Here is a 21,267-nt window from a genome sequence, read left to right as displayed (position 1 = left end):
GATCTATCGAGTCCAACGAAAGTTCTTGCACGGTCTTATCGGTGCTAGCGATAATTGAGTCTGTGGACAGCCGCCAGCTCGAGTACTTCGTCGCGGTCGCGGAGGAACTGAGCTTCACCCGCGCGGCGCGGCGCCTGTTCACGGTCCAGTCCACGGTGTCGGCCGCCGTACGGGCGCTGGAGGCCGATCTCAAGACGACGTTGTTCGACCGGTCGACCCGGCGCGTGACGCTGTCCACGGCCGGCCAGGCTTTGTTGCCGGAGGCAAAGGCTGCGCTGGAGGCGCTGGACCGGGCCCGGGCCGCGGTCGAGGAGGTGTCGACCGGCCTGCGCGGCAACATCCGGATCGGGACAATGACCCGGATCGGGCTGGTCGACCTGGCCGAGCTGCTCGGTGCGTTCAACCGGAAGTACCCGCTGGTCGACGTCCAGGTGACCACGTCGCCGAGCGGATCGAGCGGACTCGCGGACGACGTCCGGCACGGTCGGCTCGACCTCGCCCTGGTCGGTTTGGCCAAGCCGGACCTGGTCGGGCTGGAGGTGCGGGAGATCGGCGCGGTGCCGTTCGTCGTGCTGCTGCCGTCGTCGCACCCGCTGGCCGGCCGGTCCGAGATCAGGCTCGGCGAGCTGGCCGGGGAACGGTTCGTGGACATGCTGGGCGGGTTCGGTAACCGGCGGACGGTGGACCGGGTCTTCGACAACGCCGGCATCCAGCGCCGGGTCCAGGTCGAGGTTCCCGACGTGACCGCGGTCCCGGACTACGTGCGCGCCGGGCTCGGCGTCGCCGTCGTACCGAACTTGGAGGGAGCGGAACTGCCGGGCGTGACCCGGCTGCCGATCGCCGGGGCGGACCTGCGCTGGACGCTGTCGGCGATCACGATGGGCGGAAGGAGACCGAGCAGAGCGGTGACCGCCCTGCTCGATCTGATGTCGGACTCCATCCGGCCCGGGTACTTCTAGGCGACCCAGATGGGCTGCCAGTTCGCCTGCTCGTTGTAGCGGCGGAGCTCGGCGACGCCGCTGAGCCAGCCGAGCCATGCGGAGTACGGCGCGTTGTCGGTGTCGAACCCGCTCATCACGAAGGTGAGCCGGGTCTTGCCCTCGGACTCGGCCAGCTCCCAGGTGCTGACGCCGGCCGGGCCCCAGTCGACCGACATCTTGCTGCCCTCGACCAGGTCGACGACCTTCGCGGGCGGCATCCCGGAGTCGAAGCCGCCCATCGCGTACCGGCCGCCGACCTCCGGCTCGATGCCGATCGGGTAGCCGAACCACGCGGACACCTTCTCGGAGTCGACCAGCGAGTCGTAGACCTGCGCGACCGGGGCGTCGATCAGCACCTCACCGCTGAAGTCGGTCGAGGTGAAGTCCTGCCGGGGCGTCAGCTCACGGCCCTCGAGGTGGTCGACCAGGTTGGCGAGCGCGAGCGCCCAGAAGGTCTGCAGCACGCCGCGAATGTTGCCGCCGGCCACCAGGTCGGTGTAGTCGAACCCGGTCTGGGACAGCTTGATCAGGGTGGCGTCGGGGCCCTCGTCGACCAGCGTGATCTCGGTGGTGGTCTCCTCGCCGCCGAGGGTCCACGCCAGCTTCAGCGTCCGGCCGTCGTACTCGAGGACGCGCTGGTGCGGCGCGTCGCCCTCGGGGATGTAGCGGCCCCAGAACTCGAAGGTCCCGGGCAGGTCGACGTTCGCGTGCTCGCCGAGCCAGAGGTTGAGGGTCTTGGGGTCGGTCAGCGCCTGCTGGACGGCGTCGATGCCGGTCTTGGCGCGGGCGGTGAGAACGAGCGGTTCAGTCATGGTCTTGGTCTCCCTTGGGGTAGCAGGCCACGGCCAGCTTGAAGGCGTCGCCCTCGGAGCCGCCGTAGCGCGAGAACAGGTCTTTCAACGTGCTTTGCAGGTCTTCGAAGAACTCCCGCCGCCGGTCCGGTGGGACCCGGATCTCACCGGACACCCCGATGGACGGCAGCTCCGGAGCTGCCCGGTCCAGCGCGGCGATGTCGGTCTGGACCTCTTCCATCAGGTCCAGTAGGTAGCCGAGGCTCAGCTCGTCCTGGGCCCTGCGCAGCCCGCCGATCCGGCCGACGAGCCGCGGTGACAGCCAGTACGAGCGGGCCGTCGCCTGGTAGATGCCCTCGTGGATGCCGCGCACCTTGCGCTCCTCCACCAGGGTCACCAGGCCGGCCTCGACGAGGCGCTTGACGTGGTAGTAGACGCGCTGCGGAGTCTGCCCGAGCTGCTCCGCCACCTCGCCGCAGGTGTGCGGCTCGGCCAGCCGCCGCAGCACCTCGATGCGCTGCGGCTTGAACAGCGCCTCGGCCTGCTCGAGCTGCTCCAGGTGCATCACGTCTCTGATCACACAAAGAACTTTGTACGTAAAAATCTCTTTTGTCAATGCTTGCCCGAGATCCATTGGCCGGGAATGGATCTGCCGGCTCAATCGTTGGAACAGATGCTTTGGTGATACATCACCGAAGCAAGACACCCACACGCCTGGGGGCCTTTGCTACGGACCGTCCGGCACGTTCCTGCCGGCGAAGGAAGGAAGCGCAACATGGCAACTGTCTCGTTCAAGGGAGCCAGCCGGGTCTACCCGGGCACCGACCTCCCCGCTGTGGACAAGCTCGACCTGGACATCCAGGACGGCGAGTTCATGGTGCTGGTCGGACCGTCGGGGTCGGGCAAGTCGACCGCGCTGCGGATGCTGGCCGGCCTCGAGGAGGTCAACGAGGGTTCCATCTACATCGGCGACCGCGAGGTGACCAACAGCCCGCCGAAGGACCGCGACATCGCGATGGTGTTCCAGAACTACGCGCTCTACCCGCATATGACGGTCGGCGACAACATGGGCTTCGCGCTCAAGATGCAGGGCATCCACAAGGAGGAGCGGGCGAAGCGGGTTCTCGAAGCCGCCAAGCTGCTCGGCCTCGAGGAGTACCTCGACCGCAAGCCGAAGGCCCTGTCCGGTGGTCAGCGTCAGCGGGTCGCGATGGGCCGCGCGATCGTCCGCAACCCGCAGGTCTTCCTGATGGACGAGCCGCTGTCGAACCTCGACGCCAAGCTCCGGGTCCAGACCCGCACCCAGATCGCCGAGCTCCAGCACCGGCTGGGCGTCACCACCGTCTACGTCACCCACGACCAGGTCGAGGCCATGACGATGGGCGACCGGGTCGCCGTACTGAAGGACGGCGTCCTGCAGCAGGTCGACACCCCGCTGAACCTCTACGACCGGCCGAAGAACAAGTTCGTGGCCGGTTTCATCGGCTCGCCCGCGATGAACCTGATCGAGGCCGAGATCGTCGACGGCGGCGCCAAGATCGGCGACTTCGTGGTCCCGATCGAGCGCAAGCTGCTCGCGAAGGCCGGGGACGACAAGACGCTGACGCTCGGCATCCGGCCGGAGGCGTTCAGCCTCGCCGACCAGGGCCTGCCGGTGAAGGTCGCGGTGATCGAGGAGCTCGGCTCGGACGCCTTCCTCTACGGCACCGCCGAGCACACCACGAACCAGCAGATCATCGCCCGGATCGGCACCCGCCTGCACAACGACAAGGGCACGATCGTGCACCTCGCCCCGAACCCGGACAAGCTGCACCTCTTCTCCACCTCGACCGAGGAGCGGCTCAGCGCCTGAATAGGCTGACCAGGTGACGACCTGGGACGAGAAGGCAACCGGTGTGATGGTCCTGCCGTCGGGCCTGACGGTGCGCGGACGCGGTCTGCGCAACGGCCTGCCGGCAGGACCATTGCCGTCGTACGGCGTCTATCTCCTGGGCAAGCGGCCTCCGGAAGTCTCGTGGGACTCGCACTGGTTGCGCTGGCCCGACTTCCGGCTGCCCGCCGACCGCGCCGAAGCGCGCCGGGTCTTCGCCGACGCCCTGGAGCGAGCCGGCTCCGAGCGGGTCGAGTTCGCCTGCGGCGGCGGCCGCGGCCGAACCGGTACGGCGCTCGCCTGCCTCGCCATCCTGGACGGGATCCCCGCTGAGCAAGCCGTCGAGTTCGTCCGGCGGAACTACGACCGGCACGCCGTCGAGACCCCCTGGCAGAAGCGCTACGTACGGCGCTTCACCGGCTAAATCCCGTTGACCGCGGGCCGGGTGTCGCGTTTGCTCGGCTGGGTGACGATCGAGCGCGCCAACCCGGACAAGCTGCACCCGACCCCCGGCTACCACCACATCACGAAGGTCCAGGCCGACACCCTCATCTACCTCGCCGGCCAGTGCCCGCTGGATCCCTCCGGCGACCTCGCCGAGGGCGGGCTCGAGGGCCAGACCGACCAGGTCATCCGCAACATCCTCGTCGCGCTCGAGTCCGCCGGCGCCACCCCGGACGACGTCGTACGCACGGTCATCTACGTCGCCAGCCCGGTCCGCGACGACCTCGCGGCGGTGTGGACGCAGCTCAACGCCTCACCGCTCGCGCCCGCCTTAACCTCGGCCAGCACGCTGCTCGGCGTCGCCCAGCTCGGCTTCCCCGGCCAGCTCGTCGAGATCGACGTCACCGCGGCGCGGTGAGCTGATGGTTCGGGGCCAGGCGCTGATCGGGGTCGTACCGGTCTTTGAGCTCGAGGAGCCGGTCGATGTCGCGCGGGTCGAAGGCCTGGCGAACCTCGTCGGGAGTCAGCGGACCGAAGCTGAAGTTGAGCGATCGGCCGATCGTCACGGCGGCCCACGGCTCGAGGATCTCCCGGTGCAGGCCGGCCATGTCGCCCTGGCCTGGTGAGAGCACGGTCAGCGAGTACGACGCCGCGCGGTGACCGGCCGCGTTCGGGACGGCCGGCGGCCGGCCGAGTGCGCCGCCGAGGTGCCGGATGGCAGCGACAACGGTGGTGTGCTTGGGCAGGATCGCGAGCGCGTCCGGGTCGAGGTCGCGGAGCAGGACGTTGCGCGAGCTGTAGCTGTCCGGGCGTTCGGGTTCGGCGAAGATCTTGCCGGACTCGGCGTAGGGCAGCTCGCCGACCGTGTCGAGCACGGTGTCGTGTCGCAGCGGTTCGATCAGCTCAGGCCCTCGATCGCCGAGGATCGCGACCTGGATCTGCGCGATGTGCTTGCCGCGCAGCGGAGCCGGCACCGGCGGGATGTCCGGGAACGGCACCAACGCAACGGCTGACGTCACCTCGTCGGGCACCGTGCGGGTCCACTCGCGCCAGGTCTCCAGGATGGCCGGGTTCTCCGCGAGGTCGACGGACAGGCTGCCGCCGTACAGGGTCGGCACGTCGAAGAGCTCGATCTCGATGCCGGTGACCACGCCGAAGTTGCCGCCACCGCCGCGCAGCGCCCAGAACAGCTCGGGGTCGTCTTCCGCGTTCCGTCGTACGCCGTCCGCGGTGACCACCTCGATCCGCCGTACGTGATCGGCCGCGAAGCCGTGGCGGCGGGCCATCAGGCCGACGCCGCCGCCGAGCGTGTACGAGATCGCGCCGACGCCGGGGAAGCTGCCCGACAGCGGGGCGAGTCCGTAAGGCGCGGCCGCGTCGATCACCTGCCGCCACGTCGCGCCGGCCTCGACCCAGGCGGTCTTCGCCGCGGGATCGACTTGCACACCGTTGAAGTCGCGGGTGGCGATGAGTACGCCGTTGCTGCCGCGCGTCAGTCCGTGACCGGAGGCCTGGACGGATATGCGGTGGCCGTGGTCAGCGGCGTACTTGACGGCTTCCTGGACCTCCGCCGCGCTGGTGACCGGGAAGATCGCGTCCGGCTCGTGCGGGTCGAAGCGCTGGAAACCGAGTCGCGCCTCGTCGTATTCGTTCGATTCCTTTGTCAACATCATGGTGCCCACGCTAGGAGCGCTTGCGGACAGATCTTGTCCGCAAGGGCATGCTGGGTGATATGAACATGCCTGGCCGACTGCTGCAGTTGCTGTCCTTGCTGCAGAGCCGCCGCGAATGGTCCGGCCGCGAACTGGCCGAGCGCCTCGGCGTGACCGAGCGGACCGTGCGCCGCGACGTCGAGCGGCTGCGGTCCCTCGACTACCCGGTGCGGGGGACGACGGGGACGGCGGGCGGCTACCGGCTGACCTCGGGGCGGAACATGCCACCCCTGATCCTGGACGCCGAGGAAGTGATCGCGGTGGCGGCCGGGCTCGCGACCGTGACCGGGATCGACGGGATCGAGGACAGCGCGATGAGTGCGCTGGCCAAACTCGAACAGGTGCTGCCGGCCCGGCTGCGCCCGCAGGTCGCAGCGCTCGGCGAGTCGTCGGTCGCGCCGCACCTCGGCCTGCCCCGGATCGACGCACAGTTGCTGGCGTCGCTGGCCTCGTGCTGCCGGGACTCGGAGATCGTTGCCTTTGACTACGAATCCCGATCGGGTGCGACCAGCTGGCGTCGCGTGGAACCGCATCAGTTGGTGGCGGTGCACGGGCAGTGGTACCTGCTCGCGTACGACCCGGATCGGTCGGACTGGCGGACGTTCCGAGTCGATCGGATCAGCACGGTGCGGCCCGGCCGGCACCACTTCACGCCACGGGATCTGCCGGCGGACGACGCCGCGTCGTACCTGGTGCAGTCGTTCGCGACGGCGTCGTACCGGCACTCGGCGGCCCTGCGGGTGCGGCTGCCGGCCGACGAGTTCAAGCGGAACTTCTACGGATGGTGGCTGCCCGGCACCGTCAAGGACGACGGGCCCGACTCGTGCGTGGTGCGGTTGACCGCGGAGTCACCACAACTCCTGATCCAGTACGTCGCCGCGGTGGTTGCCCTCGGCGCCGACTTCACCGTGGTCGAGGCACCCCCGGAGACCGCGGAGGCGATCGCCCAGGTGGGCGAGCGACTCCAGCGATCGTTCAGGCGGTGATGAGGCCGATGCCCAGGGTCAGAACGCCGACGGCGAGGGACGCGGCGCCGAGCCACAGGACCCAGAGGAACTGGTTCGGCTGCATGCGGCCCTTGCCCGCCGACGAGGCGAAGAAGCCGCCGGACATCAGGATCGCGGCGACCGGGATCGCCAGCCGCGCCACCCAGAGCAGGACCCCGGTCAGCCCGGTCTGGTCGACGTACAGGAGGCCGACCAGGCTGAGGATCACCAGCACGCCGGCGTGGGCGTGACCGGCCCGGGCGAACGACTTCTGGAAGTCCGTCATCGGCACCTGGCCGCGGACGATCTTGGTCATGAAGTAGCCACCGAACTGGATGGTCACGATGGTGAGCAGGATCGCTCCGGCGATGATCCGCGAAGCTTCCGTCATGAGTGCACTTTCTCTTTCTTGGTTTGGTTGAGGAGTTGGCGCGCCGGGGCGCTGCTCGACTTCGAGGCGACCCACAGCGCCACCGCGATGTAGAGGACCTGTTCCGGGATGCGCTGCCACAGCGGGGTCGCGGGCTCACCGGCGAACGCGACGTCCGCGGTCGCGGCGTAGATGTTTGCCGGGAGCAACGTCACGTACAGCGTCGCCAGCCCGACCGCGGCCGGCCAGCGGGTCGCGGTCAGCACCAGCCCGGCCGCACCGGCGAGCTCAAGGACCCCGGTCAGGTAGATCAGCCCGTCCGCGAACGGCAGGAATGGCGGCACCATCCGGGCGAGGTCGGCGTGGTTCGGCATCACCGTCACGCTTGCCGGCACGAAGTGCGCGCTGGCGGTGAAGAGCAGCATCACGGCCATCCCGTGCGCCGCACTGACCGGCCAGCTCGCGAATCGCCGTACTCCGAACGCACCCAGCGCCCGGAACAGCAGCGTGGTCAGTACCAGGACGAGGGGGATCATCCGGTCACCTCCTGACTATGGATAGTCGCGCTATCCGTTTATGGATACTGCTACTATCCATCACAACCGCGAGGAAGGCAAGCGAGATGCGAATCGGGGAACTCAGCCGGGCCGCCGGCGTGCCGGTGCCGACGATCAAGTACTACCTGCGTGAGGGACTGCTGCCGCAGGGTGAGCTGAGCAGCCCGAACCAGGCGTCGTACGACGAGGCGCACCTGCGCCGACTGCGGTTGATCCGGGCGCTGGTCGAGTTGGCTCAGGTCCCGGTGGCACAGGTGAAGGAGATCCTCGTGGCGCTCGACTCCGACGCCGTACCGCTGCACGAACAGATCGGCCGGGCACATCGGGCCCTCACCCCCACCCGCAAGCCGGCCGCCACGGACGAGGCCCGCACCGCCGCGGCCGCCCAGGTCACCGACCTGATCGCCCGGCGCGGCTGGTCCGTCGAGTCCACGGCCCCCGCCCTGGCCACCTTGATCGAAACCGTGGCCGCCCTGCGCACCCTCGGCCAGGACAACCTGGTCAGCTTCCTCGACGCCTACGCCGAAGCCGTCGAAGGCTTCACCGAACTGGAGATCGCCGCCGTCTCCACCAACCCCACCCGCGACCAACTGGCCGAGTCAGTAGTCATCGGCACCATCCTCGGCGAAACCCTGATCTCCTCCCTCCGCCTCCTAGCCCAAGAATCCATCTCAGCCAAGCGGTGGCAGCAGCCCTGATCAGCCGTCGTGGGCCATGTCGACGAAGCGGGAGTAGTGGCCCTGGAAGGCGACGACTACGTCGGCGGTCGGCCCGTTACGGTGCTTGGCGACGATGAAGTCTGCTTCGCCTGGGCGGGTGGACTCGCGTTCGTAGGCGTCCTCGCGGTGCAGGAGGATCACGACGTCGGCGTCCTGCTCCAGGCTGTTGTGGGTGGCAATGCCTTCGGCGACGAAGTTGTGGGTGCCTAGGACGGCGGCGTCGTACACCGGCTGATCGCCGAGGGACTCGATCGAGGTGATGGTGTCCCAGAAGATGTCGTTCGTGGCGAGAACGTCGAGGTCGGCGTGGTCGAGGATGTCGGCGACCTTGGCGAGACGCTGGCGGCTCGGGGCATGTTTCCACATCGTCGAGCCGGAGAACTGCGTTCCCATGGCCGCCGCGAACTCGCGGTGGCTGACCTTCCGGTCGGCGAGCACCTCGCGGACGCGCGTCCAGACCTCCTTGGGGACCGTGTCGAGGTTGGTGTTGCTCTTGATGTCCCGCAGAGCTGCAGCGACCTCAAGGACCTTGAGTCCGCGCAGGCCGTGGACACCGATCTCGTCGCAGAAGCGCAACTGGTTCTCGGCGCCGTAGATGTGCAGGTGGTAGCTATCGCGGTAGCCGGCCTTCTTGACTGTCTTGATCCGGCTGAAGATGTTGTGGCGGAGCAGAAGGCGGGCGAGGTCGTCGACCAGGCGGCGGCTGGTGGAGGCGTAGTAGATGCGGGCCTGGCCGGCCTTCGCGTCCCAGCGGACGGAGCCGTCGGTTGCCCACAGGTGGTGGATGAAGCGGCCGAGCTGGTCCTTCGGCAGGGTGAAAACGCCGGCCGGGACGAACTTCTCGTGACTGCGCAGGCCGAAGAGGCCGAGGCCGTCGAGCCAGGCGGCAATCGGGTTCCGCCTGCCGCGGGCGAGCCGGTACGGCGCCGGGAGTCGCAAGCTGATCACCCGGGCAGCGGCGTAGTCGTCGCGGATCCCGGTGATCCCGAAGCGCCGGTGGGCGGCCTCGGCGACGGCTGTCAGGTTGGCCTCGTCGATACTCGCGTAGCGGATCGGCTTACGCTTGACGAATGAGCCGTCACCGAGCAGGTGGGCGAGGAGCGTGACTTCATCCTCGTCCCAGGGTGCGACGTCCAGTGGCGCCGGCACGTGTCGAAGCGACCCCAGCCGGGCCCCAGGGCTCAGCTCACCGAGTGGCTTCCATCCGTCGTACGTGAGGAAGGGGTGGTTTGCGGTCGCCTTGATCTCCCGGCCGGACGCGAGCTTCAGCCGGAGGACCTCCTTCACGCCGCTGGGGAAGGCGTGCGTCAGCGTCCGGGGCACCAGTTTGAGGCGATCGTCCAGCGACCAGACCGGGACGTCGCGTGCGTCCGTGGCCAGTAGCTCGCCGAGGGAGATCTCGGCGCCGGTGTCCGCGCGCAGCAGCCGGGTGTCCGCAGTCAGGCAGCCCGATTCGCGGAGGTCGGAGGCCATGGGGCGTTTGTCGGAGCGTTGTTCGGAGCCTCGGTTGAGCTGGCAGATGGCTACTACGGGGAGCTCCAGCTCTTTGGCGAGGAGTTTGATGGAGCGGGAGAACTCGGAGACTTCGAGCTGGCGGGACTCGACCTTCTTGCCGGACGTCATCAGCTGGAGGTAGTCGATGACGATCAGGCGGAGGTCGTGGCGCTGCTTGAGGCGGCGGGCCTTGGCGCGGATCTCCATCATGGTGAGGTTCGGCGAGTCGTCGATGAACAGCGGGGCCTCGGAGACCTCGCCCATCTTGCGGGCCAGCCGGGCCCAGTCCTCATCGGTCATCTTGCCGTTGCGCATGTGGTGCAGCGGCACCTTCGCCTCGGCCGAGAGCAGTCGCATGGTGATCTCGTTGCGGCTCATCTCCAGCGAGAAGATGCACGAGGTCAGGCCGTGCTTGATCGAGGCCGAACGGGCGAAGTCCAGCCCGAGGGTGGAGTTGTGGGTCGGGATCATCGTCTTGCCGGCCAGGTACAGGTGGTCGGCGTTGTCCACCTCGACGCAGCGCACCGGGACGCTGTCGACCGGGTCGATCCACTCGATCCGGCGCTCACCTTCGCCGGCCAGCGCTGCCGGGAAGCCGTGCCCGGTGATCTGACGCGGCGCCGACCCGGGAATCGGCGGTGTCAGCCCGGGACTCGCGGACATCGCCGTGTGCAGGTCGGCGGTCGTGCAGACCACCGGGCGGCCGCCGTCCTCGACGCGCCACTGGTGCTCGGCGTCGGCGACGATCGTGGAGCCGTCGGAGAAGGACAGCCGGAAGCACGGCCGGTCCAGCATCACCTCGGTCGCCGCGACCACGGTGGTCGGCGACCCGTCGGCGTCGAGCAACTGATCCCCGACGGCGATCTCGGCCATCGTGGTCCAGCCGGTCGGCGTCGGCAGCGGGGTGTCGAGGGCGAGCGCCTTCCCCATCGCGGGCCGGGCCGCGACGATGATCATCTGCCCGGGGTGCAGGCCGTTGGTCAGCTCGTCGAGGTCGGTGAACCCGGTCGGCACCCCGACCATCGCGTCACCGCGGGAGTCGATCGCCTCGATCTCGTCGAGGGCGCCCTCCATGATGTCCTTCAGCGGCGCGTAGTCCTCGGCGGTGCGCTTCTCGGTGACCGAGTAGATCTCGGCCTGGGCCTCGTCGACGACGTCGTCGACCTCACCCTCACCGGCATACCCGAGCTGGACGATCTTGGTGCCGGCCTCGACCAGCCGGCGCAGGATCGCCTTCTCCCGGACGATGTGCGCGTAGTAGCCGGCGTTCGCGGCCAGCGGGACCGAGGCGACCAGGGTGTGCACGTACGGCGCGCCGCCGATCCGGGCCATCTCGCCCCGGCGGTTCAGCTCCGCCGCGACCGTGATCGCGTCGGCCGGCTCACCCCGCGCATACAGGTCGGTGACGGCGTCGAAGACGACCTCATGCGCCGGGCGGTAGAAGTCCGTGCTGCGCAGCGTCTCGATGACGTCGGCGATCGCGTCCTTGCTCAGCATCATCGCGCCGAGCACGCACTGCTCGGCCGCCAGGTCCTGCGGCGGCGTGCGGTCGAAGCCCATCTCCGGGTTGCGCTCTTCCTGGCCGCCGCCCGGTCCCCCGCGGAACTCCGCCACGCTCACTTCGCCCGACCTCCTCGTCCGCCACCCGACCGGCTGACCCGCACCACGAACAACCGGCTCGAATCGAACACCTGATCGAATCATAAGCCGGGCCGCCGACAATTCCCGTCACCCGGACGGCGTCAGTCACGCGACCGTACGCCGGTCAGGTCACAGGGTGGTAGTTCGTCGTCCACACCCCCTGTGGACGAGTTGTGGGAAACCCCGGGAGCAGGTGTGCACAGGTTGGGCACAATCCTGTGGATATCTGGGGACAACGCTCCGCAACCGGGCCCTGACCTGCGGTTTCACCAATGCACAACTGTGGAGAAGAAAAACTTCCGCACCTTCTTCCGGACTCCCGGGTCCGGTGGCCTGTGCACAGCCCGAGTCAGGCACAATGAGCGTCATGCTCATGACAGGCCACCCGGAACGGTGAGGTCCGGGCTGCGGCGCCTGCTCGGTGAGCAGGACCGGGAGATCCTGCGGCTTGCCGTCCCGGCGTTCTTCGCGCTGGTCTCGGAGCCGCTGATGCTCCTGGCCGACTCGGCCATCGTCGGCCACCTCGGTACGCCGCAACTCGCAGCACTCGGGATCGCCGGGACAATCCTGCAGACGCTGGTCGGCGTCTGCGTCTTCCTTGCCTACGGCACGACGTCGGCCGTTGCCCGGCGGATCGGCGCCGGCGACCACCGCGGTGCGCTGGCCCAGGGCATCGACGGACTGTGGCTGGCGTTGCTGCTGGGCGTCGTACTGGCCGTGGCTGGGCTGGTCTTCGCGCCGGCCGCCATCGCTGCCTTCGGCCCGTCGCCGGACGTCGCGGACCATGCAGTCGTCTACCTGCGCATCTCCTGCTTCGGCATCCCGTCGATGCTGCTGTTGCTCGCCGCGACCGGCGTACTGCGGGGTCTGCAGGACACCAAGACCCCCATGATCGTCGCGATCAGCGCGAACCTGCTCAACATCGGCCTGAACTTCCTGCTCGTCTACGGCCTCGACCTGGACATCGCCGGCTCCGCACTCGGTACGGCGCTCGCCCAGACAGCCGCCGGAGTCGCACTGGTCGTGGTCGTCGTCAAGGGCGCAAGACGGGACGGCGCCAAGCTGCGACCGGACCGCCCTGGCATCCTCGCGTCGGCCCAGATGGGTGTGCCGCTGATCGTCCGCACGTTGACATTGCGGGTGGCAATCATCCTGCTCACGTTCGTCGCCACCGCGCTCGGTACGACGTCCGTCGCCGCGCACCAGGTCGCCTTCACGCTGTGGTCGTTCCTGGCTCTCGCGCTCGATGCGATCGCCATCGCCGCGCAGGCGTTGACCGGCCGCGCATTGGGCGCCGGTGATGTCGCGGGGACGCGCGCGATCACGCGTCGGATGATGTGGTGGGGCCTGTTCTCCGGAGTGCTCGGCGGACTGGCGTTGTGGGGGCTGCGGGACGTCTACGTGCCGTGGTTCACCGCCGATCCAGAGGTGCGGAGTACGTTGGCCGCCGTACTGGTCGTCGCGGCGCTCTGGCAACCGGTGAACGGTGTGGTATTCGTGCTGGACGGCGTACTGATCGGTGCAGGCGACGGGCCGTACTTGGCGGTGGCAGGCGTGATCGCGCTCGTGCTGTACGTGCCGCTGGCGCTGAGTGTGCTGTGGTTCGACGGTGGTGTCGTCGCCTTGTGGTGGGCGTTTGGCGGCTTCATGCTGCTTCGTCTGCTCACTCTGGTCACCCGGGAGCGTAGCGACGCCTGGCTGGTGACTGGGGCTATCCGCTGACCCTTCCGGTGCGGCATGGTGTGGCGGGAGGAAAGGAGCGGCATGGCCGACACGGACGACGCCCGCGACGAGGAGCTCGAGGAACTTCGCGAGGAGGAGGAGCTCGAGGAGGATCTCCGCGACGACGAGGAGACGTTCGAGCTCGCCGCGAAGGACCAGCAGGAGCTGCACCGGGTCCGCCGGGAAGCCGAGGAGGACGCGCGGCTGGAGACCCACCAGGCGCTAAGGCTCGCGTACGCCGACGAGGCCAAGGCCGACCGGCTCCGCACCGACGCCGCCGGCAAGTACCAGCAGGGCCTCAGCGACCGGGCCCACGGCCGCCACCTGCTCGACGAAGCCGCAGCCCGGCCCGACGAGCCCGGAGCGGACGCCACCGCAGCCGCCGGTCGCCGGTACGAGCGAGCCGCCGGCCGCGAGGAGCGGGAGGCGAGGTACGACCGGGCTCGGGCGGACGAGTACGACGCTGATGCGCGCGACCGCCGGAACGACGCCGCCCAGCAATCCGGGCAACCACCGGCCGAGGAAGCCGCCCGCAGGCCGTCCGAGCCGCCGGTCGCAAGCAAGTTCGAACGCCGCAAGCCGAAGCACGACAAGCGCAAGGACCGCCGCCCAGGAGAGCTCCGCAACATCGGCCTGGGCGACGACTAGTCAGGTGTGAGCCCCTGGACGTGGATGACCACCAGGTTCGCCGCGACCACCACGACGAAGGCCACCGCCCACACCGGATGCCCGAGGCTCCACAGCGCAGCACCGGCCAGACCGAAGACGACGACCTTGACAATGGCCCGTACGACGGGTGTCGTGCGCGTCGCCGTGGGTGCGGCGAAGAGTCCCCACACCAGCGCGGTCACCGCGGGTAGACCGATCGCGAGCAGCAACCGGACGACCGTCGTACCGGAAGCTGTCCAGCCCCACCAGGCGAAGATGCCAAGGGCAACCAGCTCGACCAGGAAGGCAAGCAGCAGGTTGCCCCAGCGCCACACTAGATGCCGCGCAGGTTGGGTTGGCGTTGGTCGAAGAACAGGCCGGCCGGGGGCTCCTCCACCGGGAGCGGCGGGATCGGGTAGTCGGTGTGGGCACCTCGGCAGGCCGCGAACGGACCGTCCGGGTCCAGCAGCGCCATCATGTGCGGGTCCGCGTGGTCGCGCCACCAGACCGACATCCCGGTGGCCGGGTCGAGGCGCAGGTGTTCCCAGGCCCGCCAGATCGAGTCCAGCCGGCTCAGCGCCTCGGCGTGCCGGTACCACTCCGGGCACCAGACGTACTGCTGCCCGATCCGCCGCGCGTAGAGGTAGATCAGCCGGTCCTCGACGAAGGCCGCGACATGCGGGTAGAAGAGTTCCTGCGCTTCACCATCCACGACGCTGCTCCTCACTCTGCTGCTCCCAGACCGGGACGCCCGTCGGCAGCGGGGGCGGTCCGGACTGCTGCGGGCCGGCCGTCACCCACGGGTTCGCCCCGCCCTGCGACGATCCGCCGGTCGCGGCACCCGGATCGTACTTCGCCAGCGACGCCTTCACCGCGCCGGCGTCCGGCCGGGTGAACCACGGCACGGTCTTCACCATGGTGGCCGGGATGCCGGACGGGAAGACGATGGCCCGGCCGGGCGGCATCGAGGCCAGGTCGGACACCTCGAGGATGTTGTGCCGCTGGGTCTGCCGGCTGGTGCCGCGCTCACCCTTGTTGTACGAGACCGAGCTGGAAATGATGTCGTAGTCGCCGATCAGCTTGCTCAGCTTCTCGAGGAAGTTCGCGTCCGACGCGCCACCGCCGTACACCCGGACGTTCGCCGCGGACCAGAGTTTCTCCATCCCCTCCGGACCCCAGCACTCCACGCCCTGCGGCCAGGACTGCAGGATCGTCATCAGCACGATGCCGCGGGAGCCGAAGTGGCTGTAGAGGTCGGGCAGGTTCTTCCACCGGCACACGTTCGCCGCCTCGTCCAGGACGCCGACCAGCGGGTTCGGCATCCGGCCCATCGGGTTGCCCTTGGCGTACTCCTCGGCCGCCTCGACGACCGCAACGGTCAACGCGGTGACCAGCGGTCCCGCCGTACCGGCGCCTTCCTTGGACAGGCTGTACAGCGTGCCGCCCTGGCGGACGAACTCGTGCGGGTTGAACTGCGGGCGGGTGTCGTTCGAGCCTTGCGGGATGACCCATCGGGTCACCTTGCGGTTGATCAGGAACTGGGCGCTCTGCTGCGCCGTGCCATAGACACCGGCACGCTGCTTGTCCGGCGCGTTGATGACGCCGGCGAGTGCGTCGGCGGACAGGTGCAGCCCGGGGGTGTTGCGCAGGATCCGCTCCGGCTCGTCGTTGCGCTGGTCCGCGAGCCAGCTGTAGACCTGCGTGATCGGGCGCTTCGCGACCGCGGCCGCGAGCAGCAGGCCGGCCAGCAGGTCGGTGCCGGCGGCGTCGAAGAACGCGTCGGTCTGGGCGTTCCGGTCCTTGCGCTGCGAGGCGACGAAGTGCTCGGCGAGCTCGCGGGCCTTGGTCTCGTCGGTGATGTAGGTGAGCGGGTTCCACCACCAGTTCGGCGGCTCCTCGCAGACCTCCTGGGGGTCGAACACCCAGACCGGGCCCTTCTCCAGCCGCGGTCCCCGGGTGGCGTCGACGATGTCGCGCTTGTTCGAGGTGGCGATCACCGCGCCGGGCGCGTCCAGGATCGCCGGTACGGCGCGGGACGTCGTCTTACCGGTTCGAGGCCCCCAGATGTCGACGTGCATGTCCTCCCAGGACCCGAACACCTCGAGGTTGTCCCGGACGGTGCGGCCGATCAGGACGCCCGGGCCGGCGTGCCCGGCGCCGAGCCGGTTGGCGATCCCCTGCGCACCCTCCCGGGTGATCTTGAAGATCTCGGACCGCTTCGACATCAGGAACGCCTGCTTGTCGACCCGGCCGACGCTGACCTGCCGGCGCCGGAGCAGGAACCAGACCCCGCCGGCGATCAGGCCCAGCACGACGAGCTCGAGGATGAGTACTCCGGTGGCCGCGCCGGACCAGCGGATCCGGCCGTTGATCAGGTCGGCCAGCGCGCCGATCGGGCCCGGCACCGCGCGGGTGTCGTTGATCGCGGCCGCAGCCTTGAGCGCGCCCCAGATACCGCCGACGACCAGGACGAACAGTCCGATGCCGATGAAGACCAGGACCGACTCGACCGACAGCCCGCCGGGACCGGTGCTCTTCCTGCCTTGGGCCATTACTCGTCAACTCCCGTTCGGGCGACCAGCCGGGTGGCCGGGTCGGGTGGCGGCGCGACCAGCCGGGTGGTCGGGTCGGGTGGCGGCAACATCGTCGGGTCGTCGAGGTTGTACTGCTCGACGACCTCCTCCGAGCCGTCGTCGGCCACCTCGACCTTCATCGGGTTGCCGTCGGCACCTGTCTTCCACAGCTTGTTGGTGTCGTTGATCTCGCGCTCGACCGAGGTGAGGCCGACGTGCACCGGGATGCCCGGGCGGCCACCGACCTTGACCAGGAAGTTGCCCCGGCCGGGCGGCGCCGCCTCCTGGCCGGTGGCCGGGTCCCACGCCGGCGGGTCCTGCCAGCCGATGAGCATGTTCTGCTCCTCCTCGGACATCGGCACGACCTCGGTCAGGTTCTCCATCTCGGCCCGCGGCAGACCGCCGCAGATGACCATGCCGGACCGCTCGACGAAACCCTTCGCCTTCATCCGGTCCTCGGGGTGCTCGAGCGCGAGCAGGTCGGACATGGTGTGCGAGATCATCGCCATCCCGACACCGCGCTGCCGGTTCAGCCGGGTCAGCGCGTCGACCCGGTCGACCAGGCCGCGCCCGGCCCTCAGCACCCGCCACAGCTCGTCGAGGATGACGAAGTAGTGCCGCCGCGGCTCCAGGCCGGCGTCCGCGAGCGCCTGCGACACCGCGACCGCACCGAACCCGTACGACCAGCAGGCCAGCAGTACGGCGGCCTGCAGGCTGGTCTCGGAGTCGTCGATGTTCGACACGTCGAAGACGACCGGGCGGTCCATCTGCATCGGGTTGTCGGTCTGCTCGGAGAAGATCTCGCCGAGCCGGCCACCACCGACCAGACCGATCAGCGAGGCCTCGAGTCCTTCGGTGATCTGCCGGTACCGGTCCAGGCTGCCGCGGTCCAGCGCCACGTTGCGGACCTGGTCCGGAGCGTCCTGGATGACCTTCAGGAGGTCGCGCAGCAGCGGCGTACCTTGGTGTCGCTCGTCGAGGACCTTGAGGGCCTCGTCGATGATGGTCTCCTCGCGGTCCGTCGGCGGGGCCGAGCGCATGATCGAGATCAGCGCCGACACCATCGTCTGGCGGCGGCCGTGCGCGTCGGCCTGGATCGCCTCCCGGGCCTTGCCGGTGAGCCGGAGCGCGGCCTGCCGGGACTCGCCCGGGTCGAGCACGTTCAGGTGCCCGCGGCCGCGGCCGAGCTGGATGACCTGGCCGCCGAGGGCCTCGATCAGGTCCTTGTAGTCGGGCTTCAGGTCACCGAGCACCAGCGGCTGGATGCCGTACCCGGCCAGGCCGAGCGCCATCCGCCGGGTGATCGTCGACTTGCCCAGACCGGGTTTGCCGAGCACGAACATGGACGGGTTCGAGATCAGCTTCGCCCGCATGAACCAGCTGATCGGGTCGCAGCACATGGTCGCGCCGGACAGGATGTTCCGGCCGATCGGCACGCCGACCATCGGGCTGCCGGTGCCGGCCGAGAACGGCCACAGTCCGCAGACCTGGACCGTCGTACCGCGCCACTCGGCCGGGGCCTGGACGTACGTCGAGTAGCCGCCGCCCATCCCGGGCCAGCCCCGCGGCATCGGCCGCTTGCCGCGCCGTTTGGGGTCGGCCGGCTGCTTCTCGTTCTTGCTCACGATGACTCCCCAGCGGTCAGAGCGATTCCCGGATGCCGGCCGGGATGGACAGGTGGCTGTGCAGTACGACGCCGAGCGGCAGCGCGGCCACGAACGCGGAGTCCTGCGAGCCGTACGCCGGCCGGAGCAGGATGCGCGCAGTCGCGCCCAGGTTGTCGATGGCCGCGATCATGTCCGGGATCTGCTCGGCCGTCATCACCGTGCCGGTGACGACCATGCCGAAGTTCACCAGACCGGCACCCCGGGCCTCCTCCTGCGCGGTGCGGTCCGCCGCCCGCGCCTCGGCCATCGTCCGGGCCGTCGGACGGTTCGACGTGGTCGCGCGGAAGGACGCGTTGCGCTTGTCGGCCTCCACCATCCGGGCCGCGGTGGCCGCGTCGAGCGGACGGTAGAGCAGGGTGACGCGCTTGCGGTCGATGTCGGAGTGCGGTGCGACCAGCTGGGACAGCACCGAGGAGAACACCTCACCACGCGGCGCCTGGGTCATCTGCCAGGTCACCGACCACGCGGAGTCGTGCCGGTACTTGTCCCAGAACGCCTGTGCACCGGCCGGACCGACATCGGTCCACTGCAGCTCCGGCGCCATCCCCTGACCGCGGGCCTCGTCGATCAGTACGGCGGCGGCCGGGTCGTAGGCGATCCGCACGGTCTCGCACAGCTCCTGCGCGGTGACCGGCCGGGCAGCACCCGCCCCGGTCGCGTTGAGGCTCTGGGTGAGCGCGGGCAGCCGGGACGCGAGCTCGCGACCCATGTCGTCTTCCTTGCGGCGCTTGCCGCTCCGGTCGGTGCCCTTGAAGGTCAGCGCGACGCGGGCCGAGATGAGCGCGGAGCCTTCCGGGTAGGACTGCACGACCTCGGTCAGCATCGCCCGGGCGATGGCCGGCGTGCCGTCCAGCATGTTGTTGCTGACCTCGCGACGCAGCCGGATGCCGGTGTCGGGCGCGCTCTCGACGGTCACCGAGGCAGCGACGATGCCCGGCTCGTGGCCGAGCGAGGCCAGCCACTGGCCCCAGTGGGCGACCCACACGTCCACCTGCTCCTCGTCGACCAGCGAGGCGCCGTCGGGCTCCGCGTTGATGACGACGGTGAAGTGCCGGGTGCTCGGGTAGTACAGGAGCGCGAAGGGCCGGCCGTACGAGTCCTGGTACTCGCTCAGCTGGGACGCGGCGGCCAGGCCGGGGAGCTGGAACTTGCCCCACGCGGTCCGGCCGAGTGGACCCGAACGGTAGATGTTGTGCTTCGCCATGGTCGCTCGTTGCCATCCAATACGCGTCGAGAGCCGTTGCAGGGTGGACAGCCCGTGCTTGTCCTTGGTCATCAGCATCAGCAGGCAGATGCCGACGATCACCATCGTCACGATCGCGGCCTCGGGTCCGCCGGACATCATGGCGAACACCGTCATCAGCAGGCCGCCCATCATCAGGGCGGTGCCGAGCGTGCCCAGGCCGGCGATACCCGCCGAGACGGGCTGCCTCCAGTTGCCGTAGGTGCGCGGGGCGCTTCGTACGTTGTCAGCCGCTGCCACGTGGTCCGTCCGAGTCTCGTTGAGCGTCGCGGCGGGCCTGGTCGTCCCGCCAACGGGTGTCTTGCTGCTGCTGTGCGCGGTCGCGATCGCGCTCGCGGCTCAGGTCACGTTGTGAGCCGCCGCTGCCCGACGGGCCACCGCCACCACCGCCGCCTCCTCCGCCGCCACCGCCACCGCCTGTGGAGTCGTCGTCCAGGACCTCGGATGCGACCGTCTCGGACGCTTCCTTGGCCTTCTGGAACGCGACCACCGCAGCAGCTACCGGAGCGGCCACGGCACCACCGGCCGCCGCAGCGCCACCACCTGCAGCCGCAGCACCACCGCCCGCAGCAGCACCGCCACCACCCGCGGCAGCAGCGCCTCCGCCACCACCGGCTGCAGCAGCACCGCCACCACCGCCGCCACCTGCGGCGGCGCCTCCACCGCCACCGCCGCCGGCACCACCAGTGGCTCCACCTCCGCCGCCGCCCCCGCCGGAACCGCTCTGGGCCTGGCTGGGCCGGCCGACGTTGCGGGCACCGCTCGGGCCTTGGCCACTGCCGCCACTGCCGTCGGCGCCGCCTTGGTCGGCGCCCTGCGACGCCTTGTCGGCGAGCTTGTCCATGCCGAGCATCTTCGCGCCGATCATGCCGGCGCCCGCCGAGCCCGCGGTCGCCGCGACCATCGGCACCAGGAAGCGCATCAGCGCGGGCAGCGCGAACAGGGCAAGGATCAGCAGCGTGAGGCCGGTGACCATGTTCATCACCTGGGTGCCACCGGGTTCGGCGGAGTCCTCGAAGTTCAGGCCCTGGCCGTTGTTCGAGGTGAGTCTGATCGCGGTCGCATAGATGATCGCGGCAACGAATTTGTAGAGGATGAACGCGAGGATCCAGCCCAGGATCTTCTTGAACCAGGTCCGGCCCATCTCGGTGTTGGTCGCCGCGGCCGCGATCGGCAGCACGCCGAGCAGCAGGATCAGCATCGCGCTGCGGACGATCATCAGCACGATCTGGATCACCCCGGCGATGATCGCCAGGATGCCGATCGTGATCGCCAGCCCGATGCCGAGCGGCCCGGCCGCCGGCGACAGGCCGATCATGGCGCCCATCACCTCGCCGAAGCTCTCGCCGCCGCCGGTGTTGCCCATGCCGCAGCGCCAGCCTTCGCCGGAGTCGCTGAGCGACGTGGTGACGATGCAGTCGGCGAACTTGTCGACCACCTCGATCAGCGCCTGCGCGATGCCGATCGTCAGCGCGGACGCGAGGGCCAGGGTGATCAGCGACCGGAGGATCTCCCGGGCCGCCTCACCACGGTGGCTCCACGCCATCTGGATGGCGCCGACGATCAGGCCGATCGCGGCGACGAACAGCGCGATGTACTGCGTGTGCTCCCAGATCCAGCCGACCGTGTCGTTGGCCGGCGCGCCGTTGGCCCCGCCGACGGCAGGGGTGTCGACGTACACCCAGAAGGTGCCGATGGTGCCCATCAGCACCGTGACGGCTTCGGCGACGATGTCGAGAATGGGCTGGAACACGAAGTTGATCACCGCTTCCGCAACTGGTTTGAGCACAACCTCGACAGCAGCCTTCAGGCACTCGTACCAGCCGTCACCACACCCGAGCGGGATCATG

At 69.4% G+C, this 21,267-nt stretch carries 20 protein-coding genes; 9 read left to right on the top strand and 11 right to left on the bottom strand.

Features of this window, described 5'->3' with window-relative positions; genetic code table 11:
• The first annotated feature begins 62 nt into the window (after nt 1–62).
• On the top strand, nt 63–959 hold the full coding sequence (locus AB0H36_RS00530; RefSeq protein ID WP_360514037.1) for a LysR family transcriptional regulator: 897 nt from the start codon (nt 63–65) through the stop codon (nt 957–959).
• On the opposite strand, the gene AB0H36_RS00525 is transcribed toward AB0H36_RS00530, so the two are convergent.
• Nucleotides 956–1,792, bottom strand: a complete 837-nt coding sequence (locus AB0H36_RS00525; RefSeq protein ID WP_360514034.1) for an SRPBCC family protein — start codon at nt 1,790–1,792, stop codon at nt 956–958. The genes AB0H36_RS00530 and AB0H36_RS00525 overlap by 4 nt on opposite strands.
• The gene (locus AB0H36_RS00520; RefSeq protein WP_360514031.1) at nt 1,785–2,351 is read right to left on the bottom strand and encodes a helix-turn-helix domain-containing protein; all 567 of its coding nucleotides are present in this window, start codon (nt 2,349–2,351) and stop codon (nt 1,785–1,787) included. Before AB0H36_RS00520 ends, AB0H36_RS00525 begins: the two co-directional genes overlap by 8 nt.
• 195 nt (nt 2,352–2,546) lie before the next feature.
• Between AB0H36_RS00520 and ugpC the strand changes: the two genes are divergently transcribed.
• The 3 genes from ugpC to AB0H36_RS00505 are packed head-to-tail and all read left to right on the top strand — an operon-like array spanning nt 2,547 to nt 4,503.
• Nucleotides 2,547–3,623 (top strand): sn-glycerol-3-phosphate ABC transporter ATP-binding protein UgpC, encoded by a 1,077-nt coding sequence (ugpC, locus tag AB0H36_RS00515; RefSeq protein WP_360514028.1) that lies wholly within the window; start codon nt 2,547–2,549, stop codon nt 3,621–3,623.
• Nucleotides 3,624–3,636: 13 nt separating this feature from the next.
• On the top strand, nt 3,637–4,065 hold the full coding sequence (locus tag AB0H36_RS00510) for a protein-tyrosine phosphatase family protein (RefSeq protein ID WP_360514025.1): 429 nt from the start codon (nt 3,637–3,639) through the stop codon (nt 4,063–4,065).
• Between the two features lie 42 nt (nt 4,066–4,107).
• Nucleotides 4,108–4,503, top strand: coding sequence for a RidA family protein (locus AB0H36_RS00505; RefSeq protein ID WP_360514021.1), 396 nt, complete (start codon nt 4,108–4,110; stop codon nt 4,501–4,503).
• Here the strand turns inward: AB0H36_RS00505 and AB0H36_RS00500 are convergent.
• A complete protein-coding gene (locus tag AB0H36_RS00500; RefSeq protein WP_360514018.1) occupies nt 4,487–5,758 on the bottom strand; it encodes an FAD-binding oxidoreductase in 1,272 nt (423 codons plus the stop codon). The genes AB0H36_RS00505 and AB0H36_RS00500 overlap by 17 nt on opposite strands.
• A gap of 59 nt (nt 5,759–5,817) precedes the next feature.
• Between AB0H36_RS00500 and AB0H36_RS00495 the strand changes: the two genes are divergently transcribed.
• Nucleotides 5,818–6,783 (top strand): YafY family protein, encoded by a 966-nt coding sequence (locus AB0H36_RS00495; protein WP_360514015.1) that lies wholly within the window; start codon nt 5,818–5,820, stop codon nt 6,781–6,783.
• Here AB0H36_RS00495 and AB0H36_RS00490 read toward each other — a convergent pair.
• Nucleotides 6,773–7,174, bottom strand: a complete 402-nt coding sequence (locus AB0H36_RS00490) for a hypothetical protein (RefSeq protein ID WP_360514012.1) — start codon at nt 7,172–7,174, stop codon at nt 6,773–6,775. The two genes, AB0H36_RS00495 and AB0H36_RS00490, sit on opposite strands and share 11 nt — an antisense overlap.
• A gap of 108 nt (nt 7,175–7,282) precedes the next feature.
• Here AB0H36_RS00490 and AB0H36_RS00485 point away from each other — a divergent pair, with 108 nt between their 5' ends.
• Both AB0H36_RS00485 and AB0H36_RS00480 read left to right on the top strand, forming a co-directional pair.
• Nucleotides 7,283–7,345 carry a hypothetical protein gene (locus tag AB0H36_RS00485; protein WP_360515102.1) on the top strand — a complete coding sequence of 21 codons (63 nt, stop codon included), beginning with the start codon at nt 7,283–7,285 and terminating at the stop codon, nt 7,343–7,345.
• Nucleotides 7,346–7,775: 430 nt separating this feature from the next.
• Nucleotides 7,776–8,408 carry a MerR family transcriptional regulator gene (locus tag AB0H36_RS00480; protein WP_360514009.1) on the top strand — a complete coding sequence of 211 codons (633 nt, stop codon included), beginning with the start codon at nt 7,776–7,778 and terminating at the stop codon, nt 8,406–8,408.
• Here AB0H36_RS00480 and AB0H36_RS00475 read toward each other — a convergent pair whose 3' ends face one another.
• The gene (locus tag AB0H36_RS00475; RefSeq protein ID WP_360515099.1) at nt 8,409–11,483 is read right to left on the bottom strand and encodes a replicative DNA helicase; all 3,075 of its coding nucleotides are present in this window, start codon (nt 11,481–11,483) and stop codon (nt 8,409–8,411) included.
• Nucleotides 11,484–11,957: 474 nt separating this feature from the next.
• Here AB0H36_RS00475 and AB0H36_RS00470 point away from each other — a divergent pair, with 474 nt between their 5' ends.
• Nucleotides 11,958–13,286, top strand: coding sequence for an MATE family efflux transporter (locus tag AB0H36_RS00470; protein ID WP_360514006.1), 1,329 nt, complete (start codon nt 11,958–11,960; stop codon nt 13,284–13,286).
• Nucleotides 13,287–13,328: 42 nt separating this feature from the next.
• On the top strand, nt 13,329–13,934 hold the full coding sequence (locus AB0H36_RS00465; RefSeq protein ID WP_360514003.1) for a hypothetical protein: 606 nt from the start codon (nt 13,329–13,331) through the stop codon (nt 13,932–13,934).
• Here the strand turns inward: AB0H36_RS00465 and AB0H36_RS00460 are convergent.
• From AB0H36_RS00460 to AB0H36_RS00435, 6 genes are read right to left on the bottom strand one after another with little or no spacing between them, the layout of a single operon-like run.
• Nucleotides 13,931–14,269 carry a YrdB family protein gene (locus tag AB0H36_RS00460; RefSeq protein WP_360514000.1) on the bottom strand — a complete coding sequence of 113 codons (339 nt, stop codon included), beginning with the start codon at nt 14,267–14,269 and terminating at the stop codon, nt 13,931–13,933. The two genes, AB0H36_RS00465 and AB0H36_RS00460, sit on opposite strands and share 4 nt — an antisense overlap.
• Nucleotides 14,269–14,646 (bottom strand): DUF4913 domain-containing protein, encoded by a 378-nt coding sequence (locus tag AB0H36_RS00455; RefSeq protein ID WP_360513997.1) that lies wholly within the window; start codon nt 14,644–14,646, stop codon nt 14,269–14,271. Before AB0H36_RS00455 ends, AB0H36_RS00460 begins: the two co-directional genes overlap by 1 nt.
• A complete protein-coding gene (locus AB0H36_RS00450) occupies nt 14,636–16,486 on the bottom strand; it encodes a TraM recognition domain-containing protein (protein ID WP_360513994.1) in 1,851 nt (616 codons plus the stop codon). The genes AB0H36_RS00455 and AB0H36_RS00450 overlap by 11 nt, the downstream gene beginning before the upstream one ends.
• Nucleotides 16,486–18,132 (bottom strand): ATP/GTP-binding protein, encoded by a 1,647-nt coding sequence (locus AB0H36_RS00445; protein ID WP_360513991.1) that lies wholly within the window; start codon nt 18,130–18,132, stop codon nt 16,486–16,488. Before AB0H36_RS00445 ends, AB0H36_RS00450 begins: the two co-directional genes overlap by 1 nt.
• 16 nt (nt 18,133–18,148) lie before the next feature.
• Nucleotides 18,149–19,657 carry an SCO6880 family protein gene (locus AB0H36_RS00440; protein ID WP_360513988.1) on the bottom strand — a complete coding sequence of 503 codons (1,509 nt, stop codon included), beginning with the start codon at nt 19,655–19,657 and terminating at the stop codon, nt 18,149–18,151.
• Complete coding sequence (locus AB0H36_RS00435; RefSeq protein WP_360513985.1) at nt 19,644–21,266, bottom strand: type IV secretion system protein; 1,623 nt, start codon at nt 21,264–21,266, stop codon at nt 19,644–19,646. Before AB0H36_RS00435 ends, AB0H36_RS00440 begins: the two co-directional genes overlap by 14 nt.
• Between the last annotated feature and the right edge of the window lies 1 nt (nt 21,267).

Source organism: Kribbella sp. NPDC050820 (assembly GCF_040653975.1).
Taxonomy (GTDB): Bacteria; Actinomycetota; Actinomycetes; order Propionibacteriales; family Kribbellaceae; genus Kribbella.
Note: the sequence above shows the minus strand (reverse complement) of the source record. Positions and strands in the feature narration are given on the sequence as shown.

Bases quoted from the DNA above. Each gene is read 5' to 3' on its own strand.
- AB0H36_RS00495 (WP_360514015.1), top strand. From the start codon at position 5,818: ATGAACATGCCTGGCCGACTGCTGCAGTTGCTGTCCTTGCTGCAGAGC.
- AB0H36_RS00480 (WP_360514009.1), top strand. From the start codon at position 7,776: ATGCGAATCGGGGAACTCAGCCGGGCCGCCGGCGTGCCGGTGCCGACG.
- ugpC (WP_360514028.1), top strand. From the start codon at position 2,547: ATGGCAACTGTCTCGTTCAAGGGAGCCAGCCGGGTCTACCCGGGCACC.
- AB0H36_RS00500 (WP_360514018.1), bottom strand. From the start codon at position 5,758: ATGATGTTGACAAAGGAATCGAACGAATACGACGAGGCGCGACTCGGT.
- AB0H36_RS00490 (WP_360514012.1), bottom strand. From the start codon at position 7,174: ATGACGGAAGCTTCGCGGATCATCGCCGGAGCGATCCTGCTCACCATC.
- AB0H36_RS00465 (WP_360514003.1), top strand. From the start codon at position 13,329: ATGGCCGACACGGACGACGCCCGCGACGAGGAGCTCGAGGAACTTCGC.
- AB0H36_RS00525 (WP_360514034.1), bottom strand. From the start codon at position 1,792: ATGACTGAACCGCTCGTTCTCACCGCCCGCGCCAAGACCGGCATCGAC.
- AB0H36_RS00475 (WP_360515099.1), bottom strand. From the start codon at position 11,483: ATGGGCTTCGACCGCACGCCGCCGCAGGACCTGGCGGCCGAGCAGTGC.
- AB0H36_RS00435 (WP_360513985.1), bottom strand. From the start codon at position 21,266: ATGATCCCGCTCGGGTGTGGTGACGGCTGGTACGAGTGCCTGAAGGCT.
- AB0H36_RS00450 (WP_360513994.1), bottom strand. From the start codon at position 16,486: ATGGCCCAAGGCAGGAAGAGCACCGGTCCCGGCGGGCTGTCGGTCGAG.